Source organism: Paenibacillus sp. NPDC101420, assembly GCF_050277435.1.
Taxonomy (GTDB): Bacteria; Bacillota; Bacilli; order Paenibacillales; family Paenibacillaceae; genus Paenibacillus_AQ.
In genome coordinates, this window is the sequence record NZ_JBNNSE010000005.1 from 237939 (window position 1) to 251972 (window position 14034).

At 41.2% G+C, this 14034-nt stretch carries 19 protein-coding genes; 5 read left to right on the forward strand and 14 right to left on the reverse strand.

Annotated elements, in window-relative coordinates:
- Window positions 1-44 precede the first annotated feature (44 nt).
- Window positions 45-704: a helix-turn-helix domain-containing protein gene (locus tag ACQKMP_RS21470; protein WP_427470932.1), complete on the forward strand. Its 660-nt coding sequence runs from the start codon at window positions 45-47 to the stop codon at window positions 702-704.
- Window positions 705-931: 227 nt separating this feature from the next.
- A complete protein-coding gene (locus ACQKMP_RS21475; protein WP_427470934.1) occupies window positions 932-1159 on the forward strand; it encodes a helix-turn-helix transcriptional regulator in 228 nt (75 codons plus the stop codon).
- Window positions 1160-1849: 690 nt separating this feature from the next.
- Here the strand turns inward: ACQKMP_RS21475 and ACQKMP_RS21480 are convergent.
- Entirely contained in the window at window positions 1850-2143 is a 294-nt protein-coding gene (locus tag ACQKMP_RS21480; protein WP_427470935.1) for a hypothetical protein, read from the reverse strand.
- Window positions 2144-2398: 255 nt separating this feature from the next.
- Here ACQKMP_RS21480 and ACQKMP_RS21485 point away from each other — a divergent pair, with 255 nt between their 5' ends.
- Window positions 2399-3286, forward strand: a complete 888-nt coding sequence (locus ACQKMP_RS21485; protein WP_427470937.1) for a hypothetical protein — start codon at window positions 2399-2401, stop codon at window positions 3284-3286.
- 548 nt (window positions 3287-3834) lie between these two features.
- Here ACQKMP_RS21485 and ACQKMP_RS21490 read toward each other — a convergent pair.
- Window positions 3835-4062: a hypothetical protein gene (locus ACQKMP_RS21490; protein WP_427470939.1), complete on the reverse strand. Its 228-nt coding sequence runs from the start codon at window positions 4060-4062 to the stop codon at window positions 3835-3837.
- Between the two features lie 272 nt (window positions 4063-4334).
- On the opposite strand from ACQKMP_RS21490, the gene ACQKMP_RS21495 reads away from it, so the two are divergent.
- Together ACQKMP_RS21495 and ACQKMP_RS21500 are read left to right on the forward strand one after the other, a co-directional pair.
- Window positions 4335-4688: a hypothetical protein gene (locus ACQKMP_RS21495; protein ID WP_427470940.1), complete on the forward strand. Its 354-nt coding sequence runs from the start codon at window positions 4335-4337 to the stop codon at window positions 4686-4688.
- A 392-nt stretch (window positions 4689-5080) separates the two neighbouring features.
- Window positions 5081-5596 carry a stalk domain-containing protein gene (locus ACQKMP_RS21500; protein WP_427470942.1) on the forward strand — a complete coding sequence of 172 codons (516 nt, stop codon included), beginning with the start codon at window positions 5081-5083 and terminating at the stop codon, window positions 5594-5596.
- Here the strand turns inward: ACQKMP_RS21500 and ACQKMP_RS21505 are convergent.
- The 12 genes from ACQKMP_RS21505 to ACQKMP_RS21560 form a co-directional block, all read right to left on the reverse strand.
- Entirely contained in the window at window positions 5590-7587 is a 1998-nt protein-coding gene (locus tag ACQKMP_RS21505; RefSeq protein ID WP_427470944.1) for a phage tail spike protein, read from the reverse strand. The two genes, ACQKMP_RS21500 and ACQKMP_RS21505, sit on opposite strands and share 7 nt — an antisense overlap.
- Window positions 7588-7598: 11 nt before the next feature.
- Window positions 7599-8117, reverse strand: coding sequence for a phage distal tail protein (locus ACQKMP_RS21510; protein WP_427470945.1), 519 nt, complete (start codon window positions 8115-8117; stop codon window positions 7599-7601).
- 84 nt (window positions 8118-8201) lie between these two features.
- Complete coding sequence (locus ACQKMP_RS21515; protein ID WP_427470947.1) at window positions 8202-8480, reverse strand: holin; 279 nt, start codon at window positions 8478-8480, stop codon at window positions 8202-8204.
- 3 nt (window positions 8481-8483) lie between these two features.
- Entirely contained in the window at window positions 8484-9323 is an 840-nt protein-coding gene (locus ACQKMP_RS21520) for a M15 family metallopeptidase (RefSeq protein ID WP_427470949.1), read from the reverse strand.
- Window positions 9324-9725, reverse strand: coding sequence for a hypothetical protein (locus ACQKMP_RS21525; protein WP_427470950.1), 402 nt, complete (start codon window positions 9723-9725; stop codon window positions 9324-9326).
- Window positions 9726-9894: 169 nt separating this feature from the next.
- A complete protein-coding gene (locus ACQKMP_RS21530) occupies window positions 9895-10404 on the reverse strand; it encodes a hypothetical protein (protein ID WP_427470952.1) in 510 nt (169 codons plus the stop codon).
- A gap of 240 nt (window positions 10405-10644) precedes the next feature.
- Window positions 10645-10761, reverse strand: a complete 117-nt coding sequence (locus ACQKMP_RS21535; protein WP_427470954.1) for a CD1375 family protein — start codon at window positions 10759-10761, stop codon at window positions 10645-10647.
- Window positions 10754-11146 carry a hypothetical protein gene (locus ACQKMP_RS21540; protein ID WP_427470955.1) on the reverse strand — a complete coding sequence of 131 codons (393 nt, stop codon included), beginning with the start codon at window positions 11144-11146 and terminating at the stop codon, window positions 10754-10756. The genes ACQKMP_RS21535 and ACQKMP_RS21540 overlap by 8 nt, the downstream gene beginning before the upstream one ends.
- 11 nt (window positions 11147-11157) lie before the next feature.
- Window positions 11158-12291, reverse strand: coding sequence for a carbohydrate binding domain-containing protein (locus tag ACQKMP_RS21545; protein WP_427470957.1), 1134 nt, complete (start codon window positions 12289-12291; stop codon window positions 11158-11160).
- A gap of 12 nt (window positions 12292-12303) precedes the next feature.
- Window positions 12304-13197: a hypothetical protein gene (locus ACQKMP_RS21550; protein ID WP_427470959.1), complete on the reverse strand. Its 894-nt coding sequence runs from the start codon at window positions 13195-13197 to the stop codon at window positions 12304-12306.
- Window positions 13198-13211: 14 nt separating this feature from the next.
- Entirely contained in the window at window positions 13212-13616 is a 405-nt protein-coding gene (locus ACQKMP_RS21555; protein WP_427470961.1) for a hypothetical protein, read from the reverse strand.
- Window positions 13617-13631: 15 nt separating this feature from the next.
- Window positions 13632-14027 (reverse strand): phage tail fiber protein, encoded by a 396-nt coding sequence (locus ACQKMP_RS21560; RefSeq protein ID WP_427470963.1) that lies wholly within the window; start codon window positions 14025-14027, stop codon window positions 13632-13634.
- Between the last annotated feature and the right edge of the window lie 7 nt (window positions 14028-14034).

Here is a 14034-nt window from a genome sequence, read left to right on the forward strand (position 1 = left end):
AAAATGAACTTGCAAGATAAACAAAATTAAAGGAGTTTTTAGAAATGTTGGTTGGAGAGAAGATCAAAGCTGTAAGAAAGCAAAGAAAGCTAACTCAAAATGATCTAGCTATCAAAGCGAATATTTCTAGATCTTACTTAGCTGATGTTGAAGGCGGGAGATACAATCCGAGTCTTGATACTTTAAAATCAATAGCCACAGCTTTAAACACAGAGCTTTCGACTTTGTTGGAGAATGGATCTACCGTTCCCGAATTCGAACTCACACATGAAAAGAAAAACGAAATGCGTAATGTCTTACATGATAGCCTACTTAAAGCTCAAGAGATTTTCGATTTCACAGAAGATGAAAATGGACACTTAACTCAATACATAGATAATCTTAATAAGAGGTACTCCGCTCTCTTTGTTGGAAGTGATTTAGCTATTACCAACCGCTCTTTAAACGATATTTATAGATCCGTTCAATCAATGGATGTACAATCAAATGAATTTTTGATGTTCCAAGCTTTACTCAATGAATTAATTGATCTCAAACTAAGTATCGCAATAAAAAAAGGTCCCCCTGTAGATTCAGAGGAACCAAAAAAAATTGACATCTTTGCCGACTTAAACAGTGGAAAACCAGTTATGTATAATGGTCGTTTATTAACTGAAACTGAGATAGAAAAATACAGACAGCTTGTTAAGATTATGTTTGAGTAAGCAGGCTTTCTAAGAAAAGTCGAATATCAGTTACGTCCTTGTTTAGGGATTTAAGAAATTCTAAATGATCTTCTAAATTAATCACTAAATCAATCTCTGAATCGTCGATAAAGCAACACTCCCAGTTGTAATATATTACCGCTACTATAGTAAAACGAGTATACCACAAAAATACGAACAATTATACGAACACTTTCCATAAATATACCATATGAAAGGAGAACCACATGGCGTTCCTGCTCGGGGAATGCCTGCTACCAGACCGTCTGCAAGAGAAAGGGATATCACCTGCTGATTTCGCACGACATATGAAATGTTCACGTTCATTTGTAAGCCAAGTTATTAGCGGTGACTCGCGCATGTCCCTTGAATTTGCGATCAATGCAGCTCATTTTCTCAATTGTCGGGTGACTGATTTGTATGTACTGAATTGGTCTGGTAGCAGGTCAGAGTAGATTTCTACTCTCCCTCGAACAGATTGTTAAGTAATACTTAACAACACGTAACATTGTAGATCCTTCCTTTCGATTTTGTTGTCATCAATTGTCGAACATACTATTTATAAAAAATTACATCACCACCTTAAAAGAATAAAAAATGAGAACGCAAAAAGGCCGCTGCAATCAGTTTGATAGATTAGTCAATCACAAAAGATTTTATAAGAACGTATCCTAAGGATACGATACGCAAAAAATCTTTTTTTTAAAAAGTGATTGAACATTCTTCTACTGATTACAGCGGCCAGGACTTATAATACGAACTACTACCGCTTTTTTATGAGCTTCGCTCGTCTGCCGAAATTATAACGGTGACGAAAATTTAAAATAAATCATAATCAAATTATGCATAAGCATTTTAAGTTCCTATAGACGCATGTCAAGGAAGTGGAATTTAAATTATTATTCTTATGAGCTCATAATATATACTGTTCTAAAGAAATGCAATAGAATTATTGAAATTTAGTAAAAAATACCTAAAGCCATTCACTTTAGTTTCTCTTTTGCTGTAGTCCCAACATCCCATGCAGGTCAGTCTGAAACTCCCTAAATGATATCATACCAATTGCGTTGCGTACTTCCCCACGCCAGATATCCTAAGATAGGAACTCAAATACTATCTTCTCAAACTTGGGATTCATCGAATATCTATGAATTGTCCTCCATTTTAATTTTCACTAAGTAGGGTTTTCGTAATAGATTAAATCGGTAATCCATAAAATATGTTTTTTCCTCTTCTAAAAAAGGCCACACAATCGAAGGTACACTGATATTTCTAAGCGTACCATCTTCGAACTTCACCTCAATATAAAAATGGTTATCAATCGACACTTTTCTTTCTATTTTCCCGAATGATGCAGTACTAGCACTTAAAAAATAATAATAGATTAAGAGGGCCACAAGAATAAGAGTTACTGAAATTATTAAGTGTTTTTTCTTCATAACCATCCTCCTTCAACTGTTATTAAAAGGGTTTATTTACATTTACTTTCTTTACATACCATGATTTGTTAGTTACACTATCTGGGTATCGATACAATATTTTGGTAAAGAAGGTGTTAAAGAAAATATTATATCATAGATTTCCAAAAAATCTGTTTATAGGAGTGAATCATTATTAAACTTATAAAAACATTAACTATTACCCTTTTTTCTTTAATATTAATTGCACCTGTTGCTAATGCTAGTAATATTGAATTGGATGAAAATCAAGTTGAGAAAGCAATAAAAATAGATTCTAATCTTACAATTCATAAGAGAATAGATGGAACTGTAGTTCCTGTCGAAAATTCAAAAAACTTAAATGATGCACAGTTAGATAGTATTTTACTACAGATGAACGTTAAAGAAGAGCGCATCAAAGATATGCCTCAAAGTCAAAAGGAATTTCTCGCCTCTCAGGGTGGGATTGCCGCTGAAGTAGAAACATCAAACATTAAGAGATACTTTAATTCTTCGGATGGAAAACAATATTTAGTTACTGATGAGAATAAGGAAGAAATTGAGAAATTAAGACAATCAGAAATGAAAAAACTCAATTTGGAATCAGATAAAAATATCAATATTACACCATTTGGCATGGGGTCAGATGCAAGTGGTTCTTTCAAAGCATACGGTTCTTTAATGTATTTAGGAAAATCACCAAATGCAACAGAATTCAGCTACGCATATGAAGATAATTTCTCCTTCAATTCAAATGTTACCCAAAAATTCACTGATAAAATAGCACATGCATGGCAGTCACACACAACCAGTATAGATGTTCGAGGAGATTACAGTTGGTATGTGTTAAATTCTTGGGGATCTAAAAACTTACAATTTGATAGTGGTGGTAGTACTTTTGGGAGAATCGGCTCTTTTACACAACCATCAGGTATTTTCAGCGAATCTAAGGGATACTTAACAGACATAGTAAGAATACCAGTCACTAATAAAAATACTACTGGGAGATGGACATCGAAATATACCCATCCATGGACTCTAGTAACCCCCTCAATTAACATTGGACTTGTAAGTGTCACTATTGGTACTTTTGTTGGTGATACTTGGGTATGGGATAATACTTTTAATATTCAGGCTTATTAGTTCATAGCAACATTACAATGATGTGAAAAAGAGCAGTGACATTAACGTCCACTGCTCTTTCTTATGTCTACATTAAATTCTATTTAACATTAATCTGCAGACACACACTTAGCCCCGAAGCCTGTGGTTTCGTATCTGCGTGTATATGTATCTCGTATTGCTTTGTCAATATAACCCGCTGTTTGTATAAATTTTCATAGATTTGTCCATCCTAACTTTAAAGGGTGGAGTATATGGGAGTATTTGATTTCAAGAAAAGAACTAAATTAGGTAAGTGGATGGATCGGAATAGGTTAGTCAAGAATGGATGATAAAAAATATCCCGTTAAACAGGAAAACCGTATATAACCTATGTAATGATATCGAACACGAACCTATAGAAACCACACAATTGAAAATCATTAGTAAACTTAGAAGAGTAGGATATGACGTTAAAGTTGATGATTTTTGGGATTAAGTAAGCATCCAAATACAGCGCGATAGATAATTTAGAATAAATTTAAATAACAAAAGAATCCCGCCGACCAATTATGGTTGACGGGGTATTTCTACTGCTCGGACTTAGTCAGATGTATCCTAAATTCATGTGCTGCGCGTTTGTAGTATGTATCAGCAATCTTCACAATTTCCAGCGTATACTTTTGGATTGCTCCACCATAATCCACAATAATATCTGGACCATCCTCCCCGATCTGTACAACATAAACTCTCACTTGAGTTAGTGCCGCTGTCAGGAATTCAGCATCGCTCTCTAAGACTTTGTATGTAGCGCTCAAGTAATAAACTCCTTAAACAACAAAATAGCCCGCCGTCTGGGCAGGGTTTCGGCGCTTCTGAACTCAATAAATTAAATATATTTCATTTGGAACTTTATTTAAACAAGCTTCATGTCAAACCATATGATAATTCCACGAAAAATAATCTAATTAATTGTTATATCTTCCAAAAAAGTATTCAATAATCTATTAATCTACTAAATATGTTTACATTTGTATTTATATACTACATAATTGGATTGTATTCCAAATATAGGAAGGAAGGTTGAATTATGAAAAAGAAAATCTTAGCTGGCCTTTTAACTGTCTCTGCATGCTTCACTTTAGGATCTACATCATTCGCAGCCAGTGCTCCAACTACCACTCCTGACTCTACACCAGTAGCAAATGTAGCAACTTCCCAGGAAATTTCTACTAAAGGTACTTTTGATCAAATTATAGTTCACATGGACTCCGGTACTTGGAGATATATCCCAGGTTTTCTGGAATTAATATTTAATGATGGGGCTATTGAATTGTATGAAGACGGATGGGTTCGTGCCGTTCAATATGGTGCCTCAACGATATTTTCTTATGATCAATATGGAAACATAGTGGCATATACAATTCTCGTAGATAGAAATTAACATCTTCAAAATGAGACCCTGTTGTAATTAGCAGGGTCTCATTTTATTTATGTTCAAAGTTCAAACTCATCAAAAATCTATCAATTAATCTCTCTCAAAACAAAATAGCCACCATTATTAGCAAGGGATTTCGGGGTATTTTGTAAACGAAGATATTCTTGGCTAAAAATGATGGATGATCATGGTATATCTCTAACATTCTTCTCGTAAAAAAGCCCCCAGGGATAATAAGGAACCTCTTCAGTTAATATCAGTTTTTGAGATTATGTGCTGCTATCTCTTCAAGTACAATTCGTCGGATTATTTCCTCATCCATTTCTAATCCCTCCCTAAAACTATTGGCAGATTATGCCGTATAATATGGTAATATGAAATTAAAGGAGCTGAGTATCTTGAAGAAAGCAATCATCGGATTAGTGGCCGGTATGTTAATCGGTTCGGCAGGAATGGCCGCAGCTGCGACCACTCAGACTGTTCAGGCTGCCCTTGCAAAATTTACGTTTTCAGTCGATGGTCAAAAGCAAACACTTAAGAATGATCCACTTGTATATAAAGGCACTACATATCTACCAGTACGTGAAGTAGCTGAAATGACAGGCTACGGACTGGAGTATGACAACACGAAGAAGTCCATTGATCTTAAATCGAAAGGAGGTAGTACAGTGAAAGACACTGAAAACTGGATTACTCTAGCTGAGCTCAAAAATCACAATATTACAATTACGGGTAACTTGACCGATACAATGGTTTTAAAGACTGATTTGAAGTCGTTAGAAATACCCTTGCCAGTAGAAAAGAAAGGGCTATATAAGGCTACAACTGGATCTGGTGAAGTTGAACTAAACTTTGGTGATAATGGGACACAAATAAATTTAGATAGTTTGATTTCTGCAGGCCTAATTCAATAATTCCCTCCCCCTCGGCTTTGAACAAACAATTGTGTCACTACATTTGCTACAATGCGCCCAAGACTATTGGGCGTTATTTTTATTTCATGGAATTGCCCTCGGTTGACCCTTCCACTACTATCCTTGCTCAAATAAGGGATGATGTCTAGATCGGTACCACTTACCTCAGTGAAGGGAACAAGGTTTCCGTCGACCTCTATTTTGAGAGCGGTAGGTGTTGGCCCCGAGTATATCCCATATTCGATACCATGAGTATGAGCTGGGATCTGGTGAGTATGCTCCATATTATGGGTGTGCTCCATATTGTGAGTATGGCTCATATCATGCGTATGGTCCATATCGTGTGTATGCTCCATGCTATGCGTATGACTAGGTATATCAAAAACATGTCTATGCGATACAAGACCATGTGCATGATTTTCCATACCCACAAAAGTAACAAACCCCCCTCCTTGTATTGATAATTTAGTTCCTGGTGTGATTCCGTGATTGTGTGCTCCAGTTGCTTGAGAAACATCTGGAATACCGTAATTATAATCTAGGTCCCATAGTTGTTGCCCTGTATCAGTATTAATTCTCTGTCCTCCAGCGGCTGTCGTCTCCCTTGTACTTGGGCCTGCAGTGTCTCTTGTGCTCGGGCCTGAAGTTTCTCTCGTGCTTGGTCCAGCTGTCTCACGACTACTCGGTCCAGAAGTATTCTTTGAACTTGAACCAGAAGTAACTGCAGGCGCTGATTCTATCGCCTTGCTGTAAGCTCTAAACGCTTCTACCTGAAACGACAACATAACCTTATTGATCCGTGCCGTCTCCTCAGGTACATAGAACTTTAGAATAGCTGGGTGTGTGGGATCTGCATTATCTGCAAAGTCCCGTGTATCCAAGTTTGTAGCACCTTGAGCATAAGAATCGTTAATGTGCTGCCTGTTCTGTAAATCTGCTATACTCCCTGCTATATCCTCTGTTCGATTGGCGATCTCGATCTGAACATCACCGGGAGCTCCGATCATATCCCCTTTATCAACATTAACAACCCGAGCAATAAAGTCCTCACCGAGCTCGTCATCCTTCACCCTGATTCTCGCACCAGTCTTAAACTTATATATTTGCTGTCCTGTCAGTCGGTGGATTTCAGAAGCACCAACACTATAGGAGATACGCGGAACCTTGAGCTCATTAAGCAGCGTCTGACAGCGTGCAAGCAGTGTCTCCGCATATTCAAAGCGTCGATCTACAAAGATGGATGAAAGTATACCGTGTTCAGCCTGCGCTGCTGCATCTTCGATGTATGGCAATCCGCCGTTGATATCTGCAAATGTCAATTGATTAACGCCCTCGCCGAAACCGAGCCCATATAGCCGAGTACATAGGTTAGTTGGATCAACTACCTTTTCAATCTCAGTCATGTTTACACCGTACCGGATGTAAGCCGTAACCTCTTCGTTTGGCTCCACAAGGTTCAGTGTCCACGGAAATGATGTAGTATCCCAAGTCCACTGGTACTCTGAATCAAATGGTTTCGGTATACTGAACACTGCTCCTAGCAGCGTGTCATTTTCCCAGTTATATTCGAACTGTCTTCTGAATGCAACAGTTCCAAGTTTCCAGCGTGACACAACTTGCTTCGAAAGAATGTATTGAATAACTTGGTCCGTATATACGCCAAGATTACCAATTGTATGAGATTGAAATAATACATCATTCAGTAAGGTAGCAAGCACATGCTCACACTCATATTTAATGACTGGACCACTCTGGTTCCGATTCATGGTATTTGGAACGATGCGGAATAACTCAACCCGCTCATTATTGTCATATAGCTCTACGAAATAAAATGGCTTACACTCGACGTTCTTGGGATCATCTCCCGGCAAGCTGAAGGCTGCTGTCCATAACGAGTTAAGTGGCATGCTGTATTCGATGTTAAATGCGTTCTCTAGCCAAGCCACACGCCGCATTTGAGCATCGTAAATTGTTACTGGTGCTTTAGGCATCTATATTCCCCCTATATAAATTTATCCCGGTGTGTAATCCGGATTAATATCTCACGGCCAGTAGCCGGATCGGTGTAGACGATGTTGTTATTACCAAGGTTAAGGTCGAAGAAATCTCCATCCATCATGTGCAAAGCGTTCTGGCCGTTCTTGGTGAAAGTAAGGTTTTTGGAATCGATAACTATGCGATCACCAGGAGCAAATGATCCGGTGAATACTATTTCATCCATGTGGTACCGGCTCCCGTTTGCAGTAAGAGTTCCGATACCATGCATAATTGCTTGGTGTAGTCGTTCGCGTATAAATGTAGCCTTCATGCCGCCCTCTCCGGTCATCTTCGCGGCAAAACTGATCTCCCGTACAAATGTCGCTTTCATGTTTCCTTCGCCTTTAAGGAGCGCTGAGCCCGTTGCAACAACGTTAGCTCCAGCTTTCAAATTACCATCACCACGCAAGACAGCACTGCCGAACACAAACACCGAAAACTCACGGTTAAAGGCGATGCGATTAAATGATCCTCGATTAAACATAGACACGCCTCCTTTCCCTGAAAGTAAAATAAGCCCCTGCGTATACAGGGGCGAGCGCTAAATGAACAGGAATTATTCCAATTTTTATTCCTTCGTGGTGCCGTCTCGTTTACTGAATGCCAGCTCAAACAATCCCGTAGCTGACAACCCAGCCAGACCTCCAGCCCACAACCGAAGCACAAGTTCTAGCTCCGTAAACGGATAAGCAGCAGCGCCAACCAGTAAGCCGATAACCAAACCAATCAGCGGCAATATGTTTTTAGGTACGTTAACTGTTGTCTTCACGAACTGTACTCCTGCCAACACAAAAACGGCGATCACCGAGGCGAACGCCAATACATTAGTTAGGTTTTGATTGTCCATTCTTTACTTATCCCCCTTCTGTTGTGCTGCCAGCCCGAGCCGATACAGAATTGTTATTAACCGCGCTTCCGAATATGACGCTGATTCTGGTGTATCAATCACTGGCTTGCCATTAAGGACTGACGGTGTGCACGCAAACGCCTGTAAAGCCTCCTGCGACCATACCGGAGGGGTGGTATTCGTCAGCTCCAGCAGTATAGCGCTCATTTCCTTAATCTCCACAGCCTGCTTGAGAGACTGTTCTTTAAGCACATCTTTGCTATTGATAAGCCCTGACACAATATCAGACAAAGCCTTAACCTCCGACCTCAGTGCAGTCAGTTCCTTCTTATCTTCTGCTGACAATTCGTCCGCCTCCTCAAGTTTAATAGGCGGTGTCTTCCCCGCCAGTAGATCCTTTACAGTTAATCCGAAAGTCATTTCTAAATGAGGTGGATCATAAATAGATTGAAACTCCGCACCCCAAAAGAAACCCAAGCACTTTGCAATGGCTGCTGCTCTCTTCCAATCGGGATTAACCGTCCAGTTGTCCTTGCCCTTTTCATCCAGCAAGCAGTAATCAAGAGCTAATCTGTATTGATGCATACTAGTTCCTGGCTTGGCGTTAGTGACTATAGCAACGTTCGGCTGCGCCTTGATATGTGAGTATCCCAAAGCATTCAGTGTGGCCTGTGAGCGCCCTTTTCCATATTCCACAGCCTGTTGATCCCATGACCGATACCCACATACTACATATACTCGAAGTCCTTCCGCCCAGCATAGGTCATACCATTCCCGAGCTTTTGCGGCGACAATGGGGCTTAATTCTCCGATCCGTTGAAGACTGGTTTCTTTATGTCCCAATTACAAGCCCCCCTTGAACAAAAATGCGATGATTGCAAACACCGTACCTGCCAGTACATATTTAAGTAGATCAATAAATACTTTTCGTTCAGATTTACTATCTGTCTGCGACTGCTGTAATAGTTGAAACATACGTGCATCCAAAGTATCCCACCGCCGCATAATCTCGTTAAATTGGATTTTCATTTCAATAGTAGATTCCTTTATCTGCTTTACATCTTCTTCGTGCCGGGACTGTTTTTCTTTCAGCAAACGCAACTCCGTGGAAAAGTTAAGATGTTCTGCACCAAAGCGCATAAGCTCATCCTGCATGCCTGTAAGCCTGTTCTCGACATCCTCCAACCGATGGAGCGGCATTACATCATCAGCCCCTCCTCCTTGGTTAGCTCCCCCATTGGACATAAAACAACTCCCCTCTCTCTTTCTATTGATCAATATAAATAGCCCCCGGATATGTTCCGAGGGCAAAATAAAAACGACTCTATGGGTAAAAAAAGATTTTATACAAATTTACTGAAGCAATCCATAAAAAAAAGAAAAGCGCCTCCTAATAAGGGGCGCTTTTATATAATTATATTTCGTAAGCACCAAAATTAAGATGATATGAAGGAATTGTCGTAAAGTTCGGTGCATCTACAACCACATAAACAGTTGTACCTGGTTTTACTATAAGGCTATAAAAACTCTGTGTCTCCGAAGTATTGGCTTTACCTGTATATAGAATTCCACTTTCCAGCCCGTTATTTGGACTAATTAATACACCTGCTCTTGTAGGGCCATTATCTTTATATCCTCCAACAGTTAAACTAAAACTCTTATAAGTGCTCGTAGTATTAGTCCACTTAAACCAATCTTGATCGGTAGCACTCTGTATAAAGAGATCATAAATTACTGTGCCAACTACCCCACCTGCACCATTAAGAACTAAGCTTATTGCAGTAGCTTGGCTATCCCCTAAACCTACAGCTCGCGAACTAATTTCAGTAGCAGCAGTTTCAGTTTCTTCGGCAAATGCGGAAGCCGATGGAATCAAAATTACGGCTGCAACAAGAAGTACTGATAGGATTTTTTTTATTTTCATTATGCTTCCATCCTTCAATTAGAAAGTTAATCGGCCGATTACATATTAATAATATCATCCGACACTATACATACACATAGTTCAAAAGTTTCCATTATTTTGTAAAATAGACGCAGATATTGTCCTTTAATGTAAATCAAAAGCGAAAACCGTCTGATGCTGTTATTCGACACCTAGATATACACAAAAATGAAGGAACTTGTATCCACAGTGGTCCTAATCGCAAAATAAAAACGCCTACTATATGGCGCTATCTAATAATTCTTGTACTGTGCTTTTCCAGCGCAACGGTACATCATCAATTGTCTTCAAGTCTTTCTGTATCAAATCAAAATAAACTCTCGCCACATTACTCACCTCCAATCAATCCTGCGATTTCAGCGAGTGCTAGTTGTACTTCAGTCTTATCAGCTTCTTGAGCTTCTGCGAGTTCTGTTAGAGCTAGCTTGAGTTCTGTATTTTCTGCGCGAAGTTGTTCGAGTTCGGTCGGCTTCGCTAGGTGCACTGCTTGATATTGTGCCCACAGCGCTGCCAGCTCTGTATCATCTCGCTCAAGTATCTCGTCCCCAGTTACATACCATCGAGGTATCACTCCGTTATACCAGAGGCTCAGGTTAAAGTGCCTTCCGCCTTCACCTGTGACCAGAATGTCGTCTAATTCTGCCTGCTCGAAAGCATCAGAAAAAGCGTGGATAACGTTTCCGTCAGTATCCACGCGGATATAGTGTTTATAATTAATCATGTCGCCCTCCTTTAGATTTCGGCATCTGCTATCCAGTCAACGCTGAGTCTGAGCGGAAGCGACCTTTGCCCCACACGCGGAAAGGTAACAGCTATTATTTCTCTTGACGCTTCTGAGTCACCGCCGTAATTGGCTCCTTCGTTTGTTGAACTTGAACCCTCATTGATTGACTTGTTTAAAAACGACATCGTAGGCAAAGTGCGTTTGGACACCTTAAAGGATGTCGATGCCTGGGCGCGTGTAAAGCCTCCGTCAAAGTGACCACCCGAGGCATAAATAGACCCAACCTCATAGTATCGCTGGCAAAGTGCCAACTCCTCCGCAGCACTCCGAGGATTAAAGGGAAGAGCAACCCCACCCGCGCTGACCACAACCCGTGTAAAATCAATCGTCCCTGCAACCGTGGGGTATTCTGCGGTGGCTCCTCCGTATTGGGTGCCATTGGCCCAATACAACCCAAACACTAAACTAAGATAATCATCACCGTTGGTCCCGAAAGTTTTACCTACATTAGTCGGCATATCAAACGTATGTGTGTAATGGGCCCATGTTGAGGTGAGCGTGAATGACTTGCCTGCAATCACTTCCGCAGTACTAGGAGAGCCGCCATTTCCGAAATATCGATGCAGAGACAAACCGATTTTTTTTCCTGAAATCGAACTCTTCGCCCAAAATCCCACCGTCACTTTACGGCCAGCACCGCATAAATATCGCGTCCCGTTTTCAATCGCTTGAAACTCGTAAGCCTCGACACTTGCGTTTGCGGCACCCCCAGCAGCTACCGTCCAGCGCAAAGCGCTCATAGAACTCGGCAACTCTGTGGCACTTAGGGCTAATCGTGATCTAGTGACGGCAGGCATCCATGAGCCAGTTGTCCAATAAGCTCTCCAGCGGTCCGCAACATACCCCTCATGTGGTACTGATGTTCCCCGTTGCCACACATCAAAGTTACCATTTATAATTGCCTGTCGGTATAGGTTATAAGGGATGTTGTCCGCCGCCAGAAAAAGCGTATCTCCGCCAGAATCATTGCCAATATACAGGTCTTTAGTGTCCGTGCAGTAACCAGGCTCCGCGAGATTCAAACCACCTTTTGTAGTCAGTTGCGCCTTGGTGCCGCGCATGAGTTGTATCTTATTAGCCATAGTGATCCTCCTTTAAAATGTACCGCCGTCAATGGTGTCAGATGAAGTTAGATAACCTTGTGACTTCACAAATGCCGTGGATGCTGCCTTTGTACTATTATCCGCAGTAGCTTGTGTAGTCACTGTTGGATTGCCAGTAAAGTTAGGACTTGTGAACATTGTAGCCTTACTCTCATTGGTTACGTTGCCTAGCCCTACGTCCGCAGCAGCTAGCACTACAGCTCCTGTCTTACCTGCCACACTGGACACCGCTGCTGTCGGAGTTAAAATTTCCAGCCAATTTGCTAGTGTGGAGGCAGGGGAAGCCTTTAGTACAAAAGTTTTATTGAGGTCAGAACGTATGGCAATATCCCCAGTTTGAGCGTCCAAAGCCAACATTGCCGCTTGTGAAGCCACCGCAAATGGTTCTGTAATGGATAGTGCAGGTAGTACGCTCGTATCAAGCTTGCCACCACCGTCCAATACTGGGACATTCCCCGCAGCTGTTCCGGTATTTTTACTAGCAGCCGTGCCTGCATCTGTAATTTTTGTAAGCGTCAAGTTTGGGATGTCCGCTGCCGTGAGTTGTACCGCAGATGTGATACGTCCCTTGGCATCAACAGTTAATTTAGTGTAAGTTCCTGCAGCAACTCCAGTATTGGCAAGTACTAGTGTAATAGAGGCATTCGCCGATCCATCAAAACCACCGCTCGTGCCGGTACCGTCTCCTGTGATGCTAATCGTACGAGGTGTCTGCAGTTTAGTCGCTGTTGTTGCATTTGCTTGATCTGGGTTTACCATAACTTTGTCTGATCCGTTACCGATATACACTTTCCCTGTATCCGTTGCAAGCGCGAGTTCCCCGGCTTCCAAGGTTAAGCTTGGTATATTTGCTGATAATCCGCGTTTAATTTTAATTATTGGCATTTAGAATTCCCCCTTTAATATATTCCACCATCTATAACGGGCCCAGTTGGATCGTTGCCATCAAATGTGCCGCCGTTAATCGGCATGTATCCCAAAAAATCAATCAGATCAAGAATGTTAGCTCGTACAGCATTATGGTCATACGCAGTAAAATATCGAGCCACCTTAGAGCCGATCACCCACGCCTTTGCGGTTGTGCCATCAAATCCCCTCGTACATCCAGTCAGATTATTTCCGGTTTTACCTGTATAAAAGACCGTCTCCGCACTCTCGTCAGATCCGATTGTTAGGAGATTTGGAGCCGCTGGCAACTTTGTTGCATCTACCACATCTATAGTTGTTGCCGCTGTCGTGAGTGACGCTGATAGCTCAGTTCCCGGCGAATTGGCTATCGCTGGATACATAGTTTGTTGTGCCAATAGATTCGCCCTCCTTTAGCTCAGGTCCATAACAAGTTGACCGATGACATACTTAAAAATGTCACCCCTTAAGATGGTTCGTGGATCATCCAAAGGACCGAAGTATAACAAATTTCCGCCTGTGGTCGCATCACGAACCCCTACGTGAGTGAGTAGTCCCCAGTCTGCAGTAGCTACAGGCCATACTAGGTCAGCCAAATTTTTAATTGTCTGCTTACCGTTGACTGGTGTTGGCGGGCCGAACGTAACAACCTGTCTAACATAACCTCCACCACTGACCTCTTGTCCAGTGTCAGCCCCGGTTGGATTGCTAGTATAAAGAGCTACGTGTAATATTGTCGGACGGGTGTAGGCTGTATTGCGGAATACTTGATTAAGCAGTGATGTAGCCAAATAATTTGATACGCTCAATGATGTC

Coding starts and splice junctions, on each gene's coding strand:
- ACQKMP_RS21540 (WP_427470955.1), bottom strand. CDS start 11,146: ATGATTAATTATAAACACTATATCCGCGTGGATACTGACGGAAACGTT.
- ACQKMP_RS21510 (WP_427470945.1), bottom strand. CDS start 8,117: ATGTTTAATCGAGGATCATTTAATCGCATCGCCTTTAACCGTGAGTTT.
- ACQKMP_RS21545 (WP_427470957.1), bottom strand. CDS start 12,291: ATGGCTAATAAGATACAACTCATGCGCGGCACCAAGGCGCAACTGACT.
- ACQKMP_RS21480 (WP_427470935.1), bottom strand. CDS start 2,143: ATGAAGAAAAAACACTTAATAATTTCAGTAACTCTTATTCTTGTGGCC.
- ACQKMP_RS21525 (WP_427470950.1), bottom strand. CDS start 9,725: ATGTCCAATGGGGGAGCTAACCAAGGAGGAGGGGCTGATGATGTAATG.
- ACQKMP_RS21505 (WP_427470944.1), bottom strand. CDS start 7,587: ATGCCTAAAGCACCAGTAACAATTTACGATGCTCAAATGCGGCGTGTG.
- ACQKMP_RS21470 (WP_427470932.1), top strand. CDS start 45: ATGTTGGTTGGAGAGAAGATCAAAGCTGTAAGAAAGCAAAGAAAGCTA.
- ACQKMP_RS21515 (WP_427470947.1), bottom strand. CDS start 8,480: ATGGACAATCAAAACCTAACTAATGTATTGGCGTTCGCCTCGGTGATC.
- ACQKMP_RS21495 (WP_427470940.1), top strand. CDS start 4,335: ATGAAAAAGAAAATCTTAGCTGGCCTTTTAACTGTCTCTGCATGCTTC.
- ACQKMP_RS21475 (WP_427470934.1), top strand. CDS start 932: ATGGCGTTCCTGCTCGGGGAATGCCTGCTACCAGACCGTCTGCAAGAG.
- ACQKMP_RS21530 (WP_427470952.1), bottom strand. CDS start 10,404: ATGAAAATAAAAAAAATCCTATCAGTACTTCTTGTTGCAGCCGTAATT.
- ACQKMP_RS21550 (WP_427470959.1), bottom strand. CDS start 13,197: ATGCCAATAATTAAAATTAAACGCGGATTATCAGCAAATATACCAAGC.